The organism is Tsukamurella ocularis (assembly GCF_024807615.1).
GTDB lineage: Bacteria > Actinomycetota > Actinomycetes > Mycobacteriales > Mycobacteriaceae > Tsukamurella > Tsukamurella ocularis.
In genome coordinates, this window is sequence record NZ_JANUCJ010000001.1 from 68122 (window position 1) to 82318 (window position 14197).

At 73.2% G+C, this 14197-nt stretch carries 13 protein-coding genes; 7 read left to right on the plus strand and 6 right to left on the minus strand.

The window, feature by feature from the left end; genetic code table 11:
• Positions 1 to 50: 50 nt before the first annotated feature.
• From HNP44_RS00340 to HNP44_RS00350, 3 genes are all read left to right on the plus strand, one after another.
• Positions 51 to 959, plus strand: coding sequence for an amidohydrolase family protein (locus tag HNP44_RS00340; protein WP_259143879.1), 909 nt, complete (start codon positions 51 to 53; stop codon positions 957 to 959).
• Between the two features lie 23 nt (positions 960 to 982).
• Positions 983 to 2254 (plus strand): serpin family protein, encoded by a 1272-nt coding sequence (locus HNP44_RS00345; RefSeq protein ID WP_259143880.1) that lies wholly within the window; start codon positions 983 to 985, stop codon positions 2252 to 2254.
• A 92-nt stretch (positions 2255 to 2346) separates the two neighbouring features.
• Positions 2347 to 3585 carry a hypothetical protein gene (locus HNP44_RS00350; RefSeq protein WP_259143882.1) on the plus strand — a complete coding sequence of 413 codons (1239 nt, stop codon included), beginning with the start codon at positions 2347 to 2349 and terminating at the stop codon, positions 3583 to 3585.
• 6 nt (positions 3586 to 3591) lie between these two features.
• Here the strand turns inward: HNP44_RS00350 and HNP44_RS00355 are convergent, their stop codons facing one another.
• The 3 genes from HNP44_RS00355 to HNP44_RS00365 form a co-directional block, all read right to left on the minus strand.
• On the minus strand, positions 3592 to 5184 hold the full coding sequence (locus HNP44_RS00355) for a DNA polymerase Y family protein (RefSeq protein WP_259143884.1): 1593 nt from the start codon (positions 5182 to 5184) through the stop codon (positions 3592 to 3594).
• A complete protein-coding gene (locus tag HNP44_RS00360; RefSeq protein ID WP_259143885.1) occupies positions 5181 to 5912 on the minus strand; it encodes a hypothetical protein in 732 nt (243 codons plus the stop codon). The genes HNP44_RS00355 and HNP44_RS00360 overlap by 4 nt, the downstream gene beginning before the upstream one ends.
• Positions 5913 to 6292: 380 nt before the next feature.
• Positions 6293 to 7798 carry an amino acid permease gene (locus HNP44_RS00365; protein WP_310437646.1) on the minus strand — a complete coding sequence of 502 codons (1506 nt, stop codon included), beginning with the start codon at positions 7796 to 7798 and terminating at the stop codon, positions 6293 to 6295.
• A gap of 50 nt (positions 7799 to 7848) precedes the next feature.
• On the opposite strand from HNP44_RS00365, the gene HNP44_RS00370 reads away from it, so the two are divergent.
• Both HNP44_RS00370 and HNP44_RS00375 read left to right on the plus strand, forming a co-directional pair.
• The gene (locus HNP44_RS00370) at positions 7849 to 8397 is read left to right on the plus strand and encodes a CGNR zinc finger domain-containing protein (protein WP_259143887.1); all 549 of its coding nucleotides are present in this window, start codon (positions 7849 to 7851) and stop codon (positions 8395 to 8397) included.
• A gap of 17 nt (positions 8398 to 8414) precedes the next feature.
• Entirely contained in the window at positions 8415 to 9590 is a 1176-nt protein-coding gene (locus tag HNP44_RS00375) for a serine/threonine-protein kinase (protein ID WP_259143888.1), read from the plus strand.
• Positions 9591 to 9602: 12 nt separating this feature from the next.
• On the opposite strand, the gene HNP44_RS00380 is transcribed toward HNP44_RS00375, so the two are convergent.
• Together HNP44_RS00380 and HNP44_RS00385 are read right to left on the minus strand one after the other, a co-directional pair.
• A complete protein-coding gene (locus HNP44_RS00380; RefSeq protein WP_259143890.1) occupies positions 9603 to 10274 on the minus strand; it encodes a LuxR C-terminal-related transcriptional regulator in 672 nt (223 codons plus the stop codon).
• The gene (locus HNP44_RS00385; RefSeq protein ID WP_259143892.1) at positions 10271 to 11701 is read right to left on the minus strand and encodes a PspC domain-containing protein; all 1431 of its coding nucleotides are present in this window, start codon (positions 11699 to 11701) and stop codon (positions 10271 to 10273) included. Before HNP44_RS00385 ends, HNP44_RS00380 begins: the two co-directional genes overlap by 4 nt.
• A 143-nt stretch (positions 11702 to 11844) precedes the next feature.
• Between HNP44_RS00385 and HNP44_RS00390 the strand changes: the two genes are divergently transcribed.
• Together HNP44_RS00390 and HNP44_RS00395 are read left to right on the plus strand one after the other, a co-directional pair.
• Complete coding sequence (locus HNP44_RS00390; RefSeq protein WP_259143894.1) at positions 11845 to 13212, plus strand: PspC domain-containing protein; 1368 nt, start codon at positions 11845 to 11847, stop codon at positions 13210 to 13212.
• Positions 13202 to 13450 carry a hypothetical protein gene (locus HNP44_RS00395; protein WP_259143895.1) on the plus strand — a complete coding sequence of 83 codons (249 nt, stop codon included), beginning with the start codon at positions 13202 to 13204 and terminating at the stop codon, positions 13448 to 13450. Before HNP44_RS00390 ends, HNP44_RS00395 begins: the two co-directional genes overlap by 11 nt.
• Here the strand turns inward: HNP44_RS00395 and HNP44_RS00400 are convergent.
• The gene (locus HNP44_RS00400) at positions 13383 to 14189 is read right to left on the minus strand and encodes an NAD(P)H-binding protein (protein ID WP_259143896.1); all 807 of its coding nucleotides are present in this window, start codon (positions 14187 to 14189) and stop codon (positions 13383 to 13385) included. The genes HNP44_RS00395 and HNP44_RS00400 overlap by 68 nt on opposite strands.
• Positions 14190 to 14197 lie beyond the last annotated feature (8 nt).

Genomic DNA, 14197 nt, shown 5'->3' on the forward strand with positions numbered 1-14197 from the left:
CTCCGCATTTCGGTGAACGGCGCCTCACCGACGTGGGTACATTGACCGGTATGAGCAGTCCGAGCACGACGCCGGGGCCGGCCTCCGACGCGGAGATCCCCGCCTATCTGGAGGCCCTCGGCATCCCCGGTCTCGCCGACATCCACGTGCACTTCCTGCCCGAGCCGATGCTGCTCAAGGTGTGGGACTTCTTCGACCGCGCGAGCTCCGAGTACGGCCGTGAGTGGCCCATCCGGTACCGGTTCGACGAGGACACGCGACTGGAGCTGATCCGCGGCATGGGCGTGACGGCGATCCCCGCGCTCACCTATCCGCACAAGCCCGGGATGGCGGTGTGGCTCAACGACTGGTGCGCCGAGTTCGCGCGCCGCGTGCCCGACGGCATCCACTGCGCCACGCTCTACCCCGAGCCCGGGGTCGGCGAGTACGTCGCGCAGGCCGTCGCCGACGGGGCGCGCCTGTTCAAGATACACGTGCAGGTGGGCGTCTTCGCGCCCGACGATCCGCTGCTGGACCCCGCCTGGGAAGTGCTGTCGGCGGCGAGGATCCCGGTGGTGATCCACGCCGGATCCGGCCCCGTCGAAGGTCCGTACACGGGTCCCGACCGCGTCGGTGAGGTGCTGCGCAGGCACCCCGAGCTGACACTGGTCATCGCGCACCTCGGCATGCCCGAGTACGACCGGTTCGCCGACCTCGCCGAGCGCTTCCCCAACGTGTACCTCGACACCACCATGGCCGCGACCGACTTCACCGAGCGCACCGCGCCGATGCCGCCCGGCTACGTCGAGCGGCTCGGCGCACTCTCCGACAAGGTGGTGCTGGGCAGCGACTTCCCCAACATCCCGTACGACTACGCACACCAGCTCTTCGGGCTCGCCCGGCTCGGCCTCGGCGACGAGTGGATGCGCAAGGTGCTGTGGCACAACGGACGCGCCCTGCTGGAGCGCGCAGGCGCCTGAGCAGGGGCCGTACGATGGCCCTCATGCAGATCCGGCGCGCCGCGGTGGCGCTGTTCGTCGCGGGGACCCTCGCGGCGTGCGGCGGCGCGCCGTCGGCGCCGCGGGCCCTCTCTCTCGAGCGGTCCAAGACCGCCTTCGAGCAGGTGGGGATCGACGAGACGCGCGACGACGTGACCGCGCTGGTCTCCACCGCCACCCGCCTCGGCGCGCGGCTCGCGGCCGGCGACCCCCGGGCCGGGAGCACCGCCGTCTCGCCCTGGTCCGTCCTGAGCCTGTTGGGCATGCTTCGGGCCGGGTCGCAGGGCGAGACCGCCGCGCAGCTCGACGGTGCCGGGCTCGGCGCCGCGAAGGATCTGCCGCGGGCGATGGCGGCCCTCACCGGCCAGGTTGCGCAATGGGCGGGCGACCCGGGCACCGTGCCCGCCGGCACGCCGCCCGCGACGCCGTTGTTCCAGTCGCAGGTGGCGCTGCTGACCGCGAAGCAGCCCGAGGACCGCCGGGTGCGCGCCGAGTACCTGGACACGCTGTCGGCCTCCTACGACACCGGCGTCTACCCCATGGACTTCGGCCTCGGCGTGGGCGAACCGCTGGGTGAGTGGGCGGCGGTGAACACCGGCAGCAGCCTCACCTCCGCGCCGCTGCGCACCGACGCCGGCACCCGCCTCGCCGCCGCAACCACCGCCTACCTCGCGGCCGCGTGGCGCTTCCCGTTCGACGCCGCCCGCACCCGGCCCGCGCCGTTCACCGCCGCCGACGGTGCCGTGCTCGACCCGCTGACCATGCGCGGCACAGTGCCCGCGCGGGTCGCCGCGGGCGAGGGCTTCTCGGCTCTTCAGCTCGACTACGGCACCACGCTCGCGCTGCAGATCGTGCTGCCCGCCCCCGGGACGCCGCTCGCCGACGCGGCGAGCGAGAGCAGGTTCACCGCGGCCAGGCTCGCGCTGGCGGGGGCACCGTCGGCCCCGCACGAGGTGAGCCTGCCGAAGTGGCGCAGCGCCACCTGGGCCGCGCTCGCGGACCCGCTCCGGGACGCCGGCCTGACGGGGCTGTTCGCGGGCCCGGGCCTGGACGGCGTGGCCCCGGGATCGCCGTGGCTGGCCGACGCCCGCGCCGCCGCCGTGCTCACCGTGGGAGAGAAGGGCACCGCCTCCGACACCGCGACCGCGGCGCCGACCCCCGAGCCGGCGCCGGGACCCGCGCCCTTCGTGGTGGACCGCGCCTTCGCGTACTCGGTGGTCGACACGGCGACGGGACTGCCCCTGATGATGGGCACGGTCAACCGCCCGGGCGGATAGCTCACCCCAAGCCTCACATAGGTTGCGATATCAAAGAAACTCTCCCCGTTATCTTTTCACCAAAGTCTCAACTTCACGTTAAGGTTGAGGCCATGACCTCGACGCTGACCCGCCCGCTTCGCGCGGCGGCCCGCTCGGCGTGGGCCCTCACGGGCACCGCGCTGCTCGCCGTGCTGATCACGCTCGTCGCCGGCGGCGCCACCTTCCTCATCGCGGCCGGGACCACTCCGCCCGCGCCGGCCCAGGAGCGGGAGAACGCCGAGAACACGCGCGTCGCCCTCAAGGCGGCCGACGAGTCGCGCGCGCTCTTCGGCCTGCTGTCGAACGCCGTGGCCTCCGCCGGGAACGGGCTGAACACCTCGGCGAGCTCGGTGCCGCAGATCTTCGACAGCATCGACACAGCCAAAACCGGTGCGGAACAGCTGGTCTCGGGACTCGACGAGGCCTCCTCCCTCTCCGCCGCACTGAACCAGGTGAACCGGGCGACCGCCACGCTCGGCGGTGCGCTCGAACGCACGCAAGGTCTGCAGCAGGTGGCGGCCGGCACCCGGGCCGCGCTCGTCGCGCTGCGCGGGCGGCTGATCGAGCACCCGTCGCCCGGGTCGGCCGAGGCCGTCGCGCAGCTCGACCGCGCGCTCGCCGGTTCGAAAGGCGTGGGCGCGCTCGACGACGTGGCCGGCATGCGCAGCACGCTCGCGACCATGACGAGCAGCCTGAGCAGCGCCTCCGCCAACGCCGACGCGTCGCTCACCTCCGCGCGCAGCGCCGCCCGGCAGCTGCGGGACGGGCTGACCAAGCTGGCCTCGGCGCGCAAGGACGTCAACGCCTCCGTCACCAACCTGACCACCGGCGTGGGACAGCTGAAGACGGCGCTCGGCGCCATCGACGGTCAGCTCGCTCTGACGCAGACCCGGCTGCGGTCCGTGACCAGCGCGCCCGCCCCGGCGCCGGATCCCGGCATCGCGCGGCCGCTCGCCTGGGCGCTCGTCGTGGGCGGCGCGGCCGGCACCGTCACCTACCTGGTCGCCCTCGCCGTCGCCCATCGCGTGCGCCGCCGGGAGGCGATCGCGGCTGAGGCGCCGGTGGCCTCCGAAGTCGCGGCCGAGGAGCCCGTCGAGGACATCGTCACCGAGGACGCTCCCGCCGAGGGCCACCACCGCGTCATGCCGCCTGCCGCCGTGGACGAGGAGGAGGACGCCTCCGAGGATCCCGAGGGCACGGCGCTCACGTCCGGGAAGCGGGCGAGGCACCGTCGCAACCGGTTCCGGGTGGCACCGTCGGACGACACGAACCCGTACCTCTCGGTGGCCTTCTCGGGCAGCGCGGGCTGATCCCGCCTACTCGTACACCCCCTCCACCTCCCAGCTCCCGGCGTACTGCAGCAGCAGCGCCCGCCCGTCGTCACGCCCCGGTGCGGGCTCGAGCAGCACCTGGGCACGGGCCCTCGGCTCGGCGGCGCCGTCGGACGCCCACCAGCGCTCGTCGATCAGCCACGGCCCCGCCCACCAGCTGAGCGACCAGTCGCGCGAGCCCCACACCAGGTGTGTGGGCTCACCCGTGAAGACGCCGCGCTCGGTGACCCGCACAGCCGCTCCCGCAGCGTCGGTGATCGTGACCGCGGCGCCCGTGACCAGCACCGACGGCGCGGGCTCCGGCATCCGCCCCGGCCACGGCGCGGCCGGATCGCGCTCCGGGACCACCTCGTCGCCCAACGGGACCCAGGTGACCCGCTCGGCCGGGCCGCGGCCGCCGCTGCGCACGCCCATCCGCACCGCTTCGCCGCCGAGCAGGCCCTGCACCCGGACCAGGGCGCGACGGAACCGGGCGGCACCGTCGGCATCGTCGCCCCACATGCCCGCCTGCAGCGCGCCGGCGTCGACCACCTCGACGGGTTCGAGCCGGAGCAGGGAGATCGGGGCGCCCGGGCCGCCCTCCCCACCCCTCTTCACGGACCGGCCTCCGGTGAGCCAGCCGTCGGTCTGCCAGCGCACCCGGTCGGCGGTGCCGTCCGGGGTGAGTGGCTCAGCGCAGCGCCAGATGCGGCTGTGCCGCTCGCCGTTCTCCGCGATCGCGGAGACCTCCAAGCGCAGGCATGCCACGCCCGCCGCGGAGAGCTTGCCATGCAGCTCCGCCGCCAGGGCGCGGCCGGCGAAGGCCGCCGCGTCGACCCGGTCGATGGGTGGGTCGGGCCGCAGCTCCACCTCCAGCCCGGGCGGCAGGGCCGCGGTGGACGGCGGCCGGTCCGGCACCGCGCGGGCCTGCCGGTGCGCGGCGATCGCGTCGGTGCCGAAGCGGGTGGCCACGTCGGTCGCGGTGAGCTCGGCGAAGGCGCCGACGGTGCGCAGCCCCAGCCGGCGCAGCAGATCGAGGAGCTCGGTGCGGTCGCCGCCCGCGAGCGCCGGCTCAGCCCCCAGCTGGGCTACGGGCAGCGGGGCGAGGAAGGTCGCCGACTCCCCCGGCGGCACGACGACCCCACGCCGGGCGGCCAGGGCCGCGGTGAAGACCTCGTCGGCGATGCCGACGAGCGACTCCGCGCCCACCGAGGACGCCGCGTCCACCAGGCGCTCGGCCGCCTGCTCCTCGCCGCCGAAGAAGCGCGCCGCGCCCCGCGCCGGGATCACCACGAGCCCCGGGCGCAGCACCTCGATGAGCGGGATCAGCGCCGCCACGGCGCCGGCCACGGGCTCGAAGAGCCGCGCGTCCCGCCCCTCGTCGGCCTGGGCGATGTGCAGCCCCGGGCAGCGGGCCTGGGATTCGCGGCGCTTCATGCCGCGGCGCACCCCGTCGGCCCGGGCGGGAGCGTTGCAGGCGACGACCCGGTTACCGTGCAGGACGGCGACGGGGCCGTCGGGTGGCAGGTCCGCGTCCGCAGCCGCAGCGGCCGCCGGCCAGTCCGGGCACCACAGGGCGAGGATGCGCTGCGCGGTCACTGCGCCGCCGCCCTTCGACGCTGCTCGGCGCCCCAGTACTGCTCGGCGCCCCGCTGCGGGTTGACGCAGCCGCGGCCGCGGGCGGAGAAGACCAGGTCGATCCCACGGATCCGGCCGCGTCCGGGCCGGGCGCCGAGGCCGGTGTAGCCCTGCACGCGCGCGCCGAGGTGCAGCGCGGCACCCTCCCAGCGGCCGCCGGTGACCAGCAGGATCGAGCCCCGGGAGCGGGCCCGGGCGGCGATGGCGCGGCCGCGGCTGGGCGGCACCGCGATGCCCCCGAGCTCGCACAGCACCACGTCGGCACCGTCGAGCAGGATCGAGGCGACGGCCACCGGATCCGCGAGCGGGCCCGCGATGAGCGCGATGCGCTCCGGATCGGCCCCCTGTTCGAGTGCGGCGGCCATGCCGAAGCCGGAGACGCCGCACAGCGCGACGCTCGATCCCGCCCGCGAGACGCCGGCCACCAGCGAGACCGCGAGCGAGCCCGCGCCCGAGAGCTCCGCGACCGTGCCGCGCGGCAGGCCGCCGCCCGGCAGCAGCCGGGCCAGCTCCTCGTGCACCGGCAGCACACCCATGCCGAGCTGCGCCGATTCCTCCTGCAGCGGCGCCTCCACGGGCGCCTGCGCCTTCGCCGGACGATGCTTCTCCGGCAGCGTCGCGAGCCGCTTGCGCAGCTCCGCCAGCTTCTCCTCGCGATTGCCGGCCATCGCCTGAACACGTGCGGACATATGTCACACCCCTCCCCTACCTTCGGATCCCGCGTCACCGATCAGTGCGGAAGCCGAGCCACGGGGAAGACATGACTAGAACTTCTGTTCGATCTGATCTCAGCGTAGATCCGCGATCCGAACGGCGTCAAGCGCCGAGGTAGGAGAGGTTGCAGCAGGGTGGTACACCCGGCGCATCGCGCGATCGTCGCAGTTCACAGCGTTTTCTGCGGTGAGGGGATGCGTCGCGCGCATCACGCGCCACCGGCCGGAAGCCGGCCTTGCGATGAGGCCAGTCGACTATGCGAGGGGTATCACTCCCAGACGCCGCACCGCACCCGAACGAACGAAGGCGGACCGCCCCCGTCGGAGCGATCCGCCGTCATCGAGCGATCGGACTATCAGCCCACGCGATCCGGATCGTGGTGTGCGGAGGCCGCGGCGACGGGCGACACGTTCGCGGTCTTCGGGTCGACGGTGGGCGCCTTGGTGATGAGCTTGTGCCCCCACCACAGCCCGAGGAACAGGATGAGCGCGGCGTAGGTGGTGAGCAGCAGGCCGAGGCCGCCGCTCTCGCCGCCGCGCACCGCGACGTAGTACTGACCCGCGATCACCGCGACGGACATGAGGAGCGCGACGATCGGCCCCGCGGGGTACAGCCACGCCTTGTACGGCAGCTCATCGAGCGAACGCCCCTGCGCGTTCCACGCCTTGCGGAAACGGTAGTGCGCCCAGGCGATCCCGATCCAGGTCACGAAACCGGCCACGGAGGAGGCGGCGACCAGCGCCGTGTACGCGGCACCGTCGCCGACGAAGTTGGTGACGAAGCACAGCGCGCCGATGGCAACCGTCGCCGCCGTCGCCACGTAGGGCACGCCCGAGGACCTCGATACCTTGGCGAAGATCCGCGGGGCGTTGCCCTCGACGCCCAACCCGTAGAGCGCGCGGGTAGCGGCGAACAGGCTGGCGTTGCCGGCCGAGAGGATGGCGATGAGGATGACGGCGTTCATGATAGACGCCGCGGCATCGATGCCCGCGAGCTTGAAGACCAGGGTGAACGGCGCCACCGCGACGTTCTCCTCGGAGGCGTCCAGCAGCTCCGGACTGGTGTACGGGATGAGGAAGGCGATGATCGTCAACGTGCCGATGTAGAAGACCAGGATGCGGAAGAAGACCGTGCGCACCGCGCGCGGGATGGCGCTCTTGGGCTCGATCGCCTCACCCGCCGCTACCGCGATCATCTCCGTGCCCTGGAAGGCGAAGCCGGCGATGAGGAAGACCGAGAGCATGCCCAGCGGCCAGTCCACGAAGGGGGCGTCGCCGATGGTCCAGTTGGAGAAGCCGGGGGCCGGGCCGTCGCCGACCACACCCAGCACCATGAGCACGCCGACGATGAGGAAGATCACCACCGCGATCACCTTGATCGAGGCGAACCAGAACTCGGCCTCGCCGAAGGCCTTCACCGCGAACAGGTTCAGAGCCAACAGGCCGGCGAGGAAGATCAGCGACCATACCCACGAGGGCACGTCGGGCAGCCAGAACTTCATGATCAGGCCGGCCGCCACCACCTCCGCGGCCAGCGTGATCGACCAGTTGAACCAGTAGTTCCAGCCGGCGGCGAAGCCGAAGGACTTACTGACGAACCGGCTGCCGTACTCCTCGAACGGATTACTGCACGGCATGTACGCCGACATCTCGCCGAGGCTCTGCATGAGGAAGAAGACCATGACGCCCATGAGCGCGTAGGCCAGGAGCGCGCCACCGGGGCCGGCCTTGCTGATCGTGGCGCCGGACGCCACGAACAAGCCGGTGCCGATCGCGCCGCCGAGCGCGAGCATGCTGATGTGGCGACTCTGCAGTCCCTGGCGGAGGGAGTCGTCGGGGGTGATTCCAAGAGGGCTGGACACCCGATGAGAGTAGCGACCGCAACGCCCATCCGGTTAGCATTCGCAGCGTCATGTTCTCCTACGACACCCGATCCGCCCTCGCGAGCGCCGCCGATCTGGTGAACACCGCCCCCGACGCGCGCACGGAGCGCCCCGAGCGCCTCCCCGACGTCGCCGCGCTGCGCGCCTTCGTGGAGCGCTGGGGCTGGACCGGGCCCATCCCCCTGCGTGAGGACGAGCTGGACCGCGTGCACGCCGTGCGCCGCGTCCTGCGCGGTCTGTGGGACCTCGCGGGCGACGAGGCCGGCACCGTCGACCTCGTGAACCGGATGCTGCGCGACGCGGCGGTCCTCCCCCAGCTCGTCCGGCACGACGACTGGCCGTACCATCTGCACGGCTGGAACGACGCGACGCCGATCGCGGAGCGCTTCCTCGCCGAGCCCGCGATGGGCATGGTCGACGTGGTCCGCGCCGACGCCCTCGACCGGCTGCGGCGCTGCGCCGCGCCGGACTGTGCCGGGGTGCTCGTGGACTTCAGCCGCAACAGCTCCCGCCGATTCTGCGACGACGGCTGCAACAACCGCTTGAACGTGGCCGCGTACCGCGCGCGCCGGGCCTGACCCTTAGGATCAACGGCGTGGCGGAAACGACGGGTGCGAGCGGCGCGATCAGGGGCGTTCCCGGGCCCGATCACCTGGTCGCCGGTCGCTACCGACTGACCTCCAAGATCGGCGGCGGCGGCATGGGCGCCGTGTGGCTCGCCCGCGACGAGCGCCTCGAGCGCGACGTCGCCGCCAAGCAGGTCATCTCCACCGAGGGGCTCACCCAGGAGGAGGCCGACGAGCTGCGTCGGCGCGCCCTGCACGAGGGCCGGCTCGCGGCCCGGCTGCAGCACCGTAACGCCGTCGCCATGTACGACGTGGCCCTCGACCGCGGCGAGCCCTGGCTGGTGATGGAGTACCTGCCCTCGCGCTCGCTCGCCCAGGTGCTGCACATGACCGGCTCGATGCCCGAACGACAGGTCGCACAGATCGGCGCGCAGATGGCCGATGCCCTCGTCGAGGCACACGAAGCCGGGATCATCCACCGGGACATCAAGCCGGGCAACATCCTCATCGCCAACCGTGGCCGCGCGTCGGGCACCGTCAAGCTCTCCGACTTCGGCATTGCGCGGGCCAAGGACGACGGGCAGTCCAGCCCGGCCGGGATCATCACCGGCACGCCCGCCTACTTCGCGCCCGAGGTGGCCCGCGGCACCGAGCCCTCCGAGGCCTCCGACCTGTACTCGCTGGGCGCGACGCTGTACACCGCGCTCGAGGGCGCGCCGCCCTTCGGTGTCGACGAGGACTCGATCGCCCTACTGCACAAAGTCGCTCTGGGACAGATCAATCCGCCCAAGAACGACGGTCCGCTGGTCCGCGTCATCCTGGACATGCTGCAGCCGAGCCCGAAGCGGCGGCCCTCGCTGATCGAGGCGCGGGACCGGCTCGCTGCGGTCGCGGCCGGCGGCGGCAACCCCGCCGCGATCCTCGCCGCCCCGCTGCAGGCGACCGAGGGCGCGCCCGCGGTGTGGCTGCGGCGCACCGCCGGTGAGCGTTCGCCCGGCGACCGGGCACCGTCTGCGCGCACGGCGACGTCGGGCCCGATCGAGCGGAAGCGGCCGATCCCGCCCGCGCCGCGGCCCAGCGCCTACGTGCCGCCGCCGGTGGCGCCCCCGTCCAAGACGTCGAACGCCGTTCTTGCGGCATGGATCATCGGCGGCTTCATCGTGCTCGCCGCGATCATCGCGGGCATCATCATCGCGCTGGGCTGAGTCCCGGCGCGGTCAGTCCGCGAGATGGCGGGTGTGCGCCCAGCGGGTGAGAGCGTTGCGGTTGCTCTGCTGCGTCTTGCGGAGCACGTTCGAGGCGTGGGTCTCGACGGTCTTGACCGAGATGAACAGGTCCTCGGCGATCTCCCGGTAGGTGTAGCCGCGCGCCAGCAGGCGCAGCACCTCCAGCTCGCGCGGGGTGAGCGAGTCCAGCTCCGGGTCCAACGCGGGCTCCGGCACGGGCGAGCGGCCGGTGAAGGAGTCGAGCACGAAGCCTGCGAGCCGGGGCGAGAAGACCGCATCGCCCTCGGCGACGCGGCGCACCGCGTCGGCGAGCTCCTCCCCCGAGATGGTCTTGGTGACGTAGCCGCGGGCGCCGGCGCGGATCGTGGCGATCACGTCCTCCGCCGCGTCGGACACGCTGAGCGCGAGGAAGACCGGCGCCTTCTCGAGCTTCGCGCGGGGCGCGCCGTCGGTCACGCCGCGCAGCACGGCGACGCCGCCGCCGTCGGGCATGTGCACGTCCAGCAGCACCACGTCGGGGCCGGCGGAGAGGATGCCCGCCACGGCCTCGCCGACGGTGCCGGCCTCGCCCACCACCTCGATGGAATCCTCACGGGCCAGTTCGGCGCGCACGCCGGACCGGAACACGCCGTGATCGTCGACCAGGAACACCCGGTAGCTCACGCACTCTCCTCCGCTGTCTCCGCCGCGACCGTCTCGTCGCCCTCGGCGAGCCTCGCCATCGACAGCCGCACCTCGGTGCCCCGGCCCGGGGCGGTGCGGACCGCGACGCTGCCGCCGCGGCGCTCCATCCGGGACCGGATCGACTTGGCCAGGCCCTGCCGGTCCGACGGTACCCCGTCGAGGTCGAACCCGACGCCGCGGTCGCGCACGAAGACGGACACCGACGCCTCGTCGACCTCCGCGTAGGTGTCGATGCTCTCGCAGCCGGAGTGCTTGGCGGCGTTCACCATCGCCTCCTTCGCGGCGCCGAGCAGGGCGGTGAACCGGTCGTCGACGCCGAGCTCGGCGCCCTCCACGTCGCCCACGGTGATGACGTCGACCGCGACCGAATGCGCGTCCTCGACGTCCGCCGCGGCGGCCTTGAGCGCCGCGGCCAGGGACTGCGCCGGGGCCTCGGAGCCGCCGAACAGCCATTCCCGGAGCTCGCGCTCCTGGCTGCGCGCGAGGCGCTTGACGGCAGCACCGTCGGCGGACTGCTTCTGGATGAGGGCGAGCGTCTGCAGCACGGAATCGTGCAGGTGCGAGGCGATCTCCTCGCGCTCGATGGTGCGCACCCGGGCGGCGCGCTCGGCGCCGAGGTCGCGCCACATACGCACCCAGATCGGTACAGTGAGCAGTGCGACGCCGACCAGCGTGAGCACGACGGCGGCGAGAGCCGTCGGGATCGCGGCCACGTCGACCCGCCCCAGGAAGACCACGGCGAGGCCGACGATCACCAGCGTGACCCCGCCCAGCATCCGCAGCCCGGTGATGAGCCGGGAGCCACCCGCATGCGTGGACACCGGTGTCCGCGAAGCGGAATCGGCCTCCCGCCAGACGAGGGCCGCGCCGATCCCGATGACCAGCACGGGAACCACGAAGCCGGCACTGGTGTTGCTCGCCACGGAGGCGAGGGTCGCGGCACCGACGACGCCGAGGACCGCCAGTGCGAGGCCCTGACGGCGCTCGGCCGGGTCGGGATGCTCGGTGTCGGTGCCCGGTCGGCACATGAACCACAGCAGCGCGTACATCACCACGCCCGCGCCCAGCAGCGCGAGCAGGGTGAAGGCGATGCGGACCTTGGTGGCGTCGACCCCGAGGTGATCGGCGATGCCGCCGCACACGCCGCCGATCACCGCGCCGCCGTTGCGGCGGTACAGACGGGGGTACGACGGTGCCGGGGCCGGCTGCACCGGCGGCGGGACGACGGCGGGCCGCGCGGCGGCCGACGGGACGATGCCCGACGGTGCGCGGCCCGACGGCGCGGGCGCGCGGAACCCGGCCGCCGGGGCCTGGTTCGCGCCCTGCTGCCAGTTCTGCCAGCCCTGCTGCCACGCCTGCTGGCGAGCCTGGTGCCGCGCCCAGCGGCGCTGTGCTCGTCTGCTCATGATCCCTCGATGGTGGCACGGATCGTCGCCCTCGGGTATCGGGGAAGCCCCTGAAAGATCACCCTTCACCCCGAGGCACGGCACCGCGATTTCAGGGTAGATCCCGATGGACCGGGGCCGCCGCGGCCCGCAGGATCGAAGGCATGGATACGACAACCCTCTCCAGCGAGCTCCGGCAGATGTGGGAGACCAGGCCGCTCCGGGCCCGCAATGCGCCGATCGCCGGCGTGTGCACGGGCTTCGCGCGCCGCTACCAGGTGGACGTCGCGCTGGTCCGCGCGGCGTTCATCGGGGCGACGGTGCTCGGCGGACTCGGTTTCGTCGCCTACATCGTCGGCGTCTTCGTGCTCCCCAAGGAATCCGAGTACGCGTACGGCACGCCCGTGCAGCGCTCGGGCCCGCCGACCTTCGTCCTCATCATCGCGGCGGTGATCGCGGTGACCTTCGGCAGCGGCATGAGCTCCTCGTGGCCGGGTGCCGGGCTCATCAGCATCGCCCTGCTGGCGGCCGGGTGGTACGCGCTGCACCAGCGTCTGCCCGTGCCCCCGCCCGGCACCGCCGTCTCCACGAGGCTCGCGCCGGCGGCCCCCGTCGGGGCCTGGCAGCCGCCCGCGGCCCAGTTCCCGTGGCAGCCGGTGTGGACGCCGCCGGCCGATCCTCGCGCCACGTCGGCCCACGGACCGGAGGCGCCGAAGACCGACGCTCCCGCTCCGGAGCAGGCGCCGGAGGCGAGTCCCGCCGCCGAGCAGGCTCCGGCACCGTCGGAGCCCTTGAACCTGCGGAAGGCGCCGACCCCCGAGGCCCCGCGCGTGCAGACGCAGGTGACCGAAGAGATCCATCCGCCGCGCTGGGATCCGCTGGGCGCGGCGCCCTTCGCCTGGGACCTGCCCGAGCCGGCGGCGGCGCACGCCCCGGTCCCGGCTGAGCCCAAGCGCCGCACCCGAATCACGCCCGTCACGCTCGGCATCGCCCTGCTCACGGCCGCGGCCATCGCCACCCTCAACCTCGTGTTCGCCGTGCCGATCTCGCCCGTGGTGGCCGCCGCCATCGTGCTCGGCGTGGTGGGCGCCGGACTCGTCGCGGGCGCCTTCCGGCGCAGCGGCTACGGCCTGCTCGCCGTCGCGATCCCCCTGGCGGGCTTCGTGATCGTGGGCACGATGGCGCAGAACGTGATGAGCGGCTTCGCCGACGCCCCGCGCGGCGACAAGCAGTTCGTGGTGCCAACGCCCACCGACCTCCAGGAGCAGTACGTCCTCCAGGTGGGCTCGCTACAGCTCGACCTGCGGCAGCTCACCCTCGACCACGACCGCACGGTGACCACCCGGGTGGGCGTGGGTGACACGCAGATCCAGATCCCCGCCGCGATGAACGTCACGGTGCAGTGCCAGGTGTCGGTCGGGGACTCCGACTGCCCCACGGCCCTGAACAGCGTCGTGACCCCCGGCGCCCCCACCCTGACCATCGACGCCCAGGGCAACGTGGGCAATGTGGAGGTGAATCGTGTCCGCTGACAACAGCTCCGGCCGCGAGCGCGGCACGTCGCCCGCGCTTCTGGTCGCCGGGATCGCGGCCCTCGCGATCGCCGCCTGGGGGATCGTTGGCGGCCCCCGCCTGATCGACGCCGGCACCCTGCTCGGGATCCTCGCGATCGGTGCCGTCGTGGTGGCGGGGGTGACCCTGATCAGGCCGCGAAGAGGCTCCGATTCCGCGCCGCCCACTGCGCCAGGCTCATCGCCGGACGGCCACTGAGTTCCTCGACCAGCGAGTTCGCCTCCTGCCGATACTGGCGGGAGGCGTCTTGCAGGTCCAAGTACCAGCCGGCCATGTCGCCCATCTCGGGGCGCAGCGCCGCCTCGGCCTCCTCGCGGCTGATCTGCTCGAAGCCCACCTCGCGGCCGATGCCCTCGCCGATCTGCGCGGCCATCTCGACGCGAGTGAGGAAGCTCGGCCCGGTGAGCTCGTAGACCTCGCCGACGTGCGCCGACCGGTCCTCGTTCGCCAACAGCGCGGCGGCGACCGCGGCGACGTCGTCCATGGAGATCGGCGCGCTGCCCGCGTCCGGGTAGGGCTCGCGGACCACGCCGGCGGCGACCTGCCCGGCCCAGCCCGCGAAGTTCTCCATGAACTCGCCCGGGCCCAGCACCGTCACGTCGATGCCGCTCGCGAGGATCGTGTCGGTGAGCGCCTGCCAGTGCGCGCTGCCCGACGTGGCGACCACGTACTGGACGCCCGCGTCTTTCGCCCGGCGCAGCACCTCGGCGGCGGTGGGCTCGTACGGCGCCAGGTACATCGCGCTCACGCCCTCGAAGGCGCCGTCGAGCGTCTCCGGCTTGCCGATGAAGCCGCTGAAGGCCTCCACCCCGCTCGGTAGCGCCGCCTTCGCGGGGTTGGTGGTGAGCGCCCGGATGTCCGAGACAGCCCTCGCCGCCAGCTCGTCGACCACTTTCCGCCCGATATTGCCCGTTGCACCCGTCACCAGAATCGTCATGGCGCCGA

Bases quoted from the DNA above. Each gene is read 5' to 3' on its own strand.
- HNP44_RS00340 (WP_259143879.1), top strand. From the start codon at position 51: ATGAGCAGTCCGAGCACGACGCCGGGGCCGGCCTCCGACGCGGAGATC.
- HNP44_RS00385 (WP_259143892.1), bottom strand. From the start codon at position 11,701: ATGAGCAGACGAGCACAGCGCCGCTGGGCGCGGCACCAGGCTCGCCAG.
- HNP44_RS00360 (WP_259143885.1), bottom strand. From the start codon at position 5,912: ATGTCCGCACGTGTTCAGGCGATGGCCGGCAATCGCGAGGAGAAGCTG.
- HNP44_RS00400 (WP_259143896.1), bottom strand. From the start codon at position 14,189: ATGACGATTCTGGTGACGGGTGCAACGGGCAATATCGGGCGGAAAGTG.
- HNP44_RS00345 (WP_259143880.1), top strand. From the start codon at position 983: ATGCAGATCCGGCGCGCCGCGGTGGCGCTGTTCGTCGCGGGGACCCTC.
- HNP44_RS00390 (WP_259143894.1), top strand. From the start codon at position 11,845: ATGGATACGACAACCCTCTCCAGCGAGCTCCGGCAGATGTGGGAGACC.
- HNP44_RS00350 (WP_259143882.1), top strand. From the start codon at position 2,347: ATGACCTCGACGCTGACCCGCCCGCTTCGCGCGGCGGCCCGCTCGGCG.
- HNP44_RS00370 (WP_259143887.1), top strand. From the start codon at position 7,849: ATGTTCTCCTACGACACCCGATCCGCCCTCGCGAGCGCCGCCGATCTG.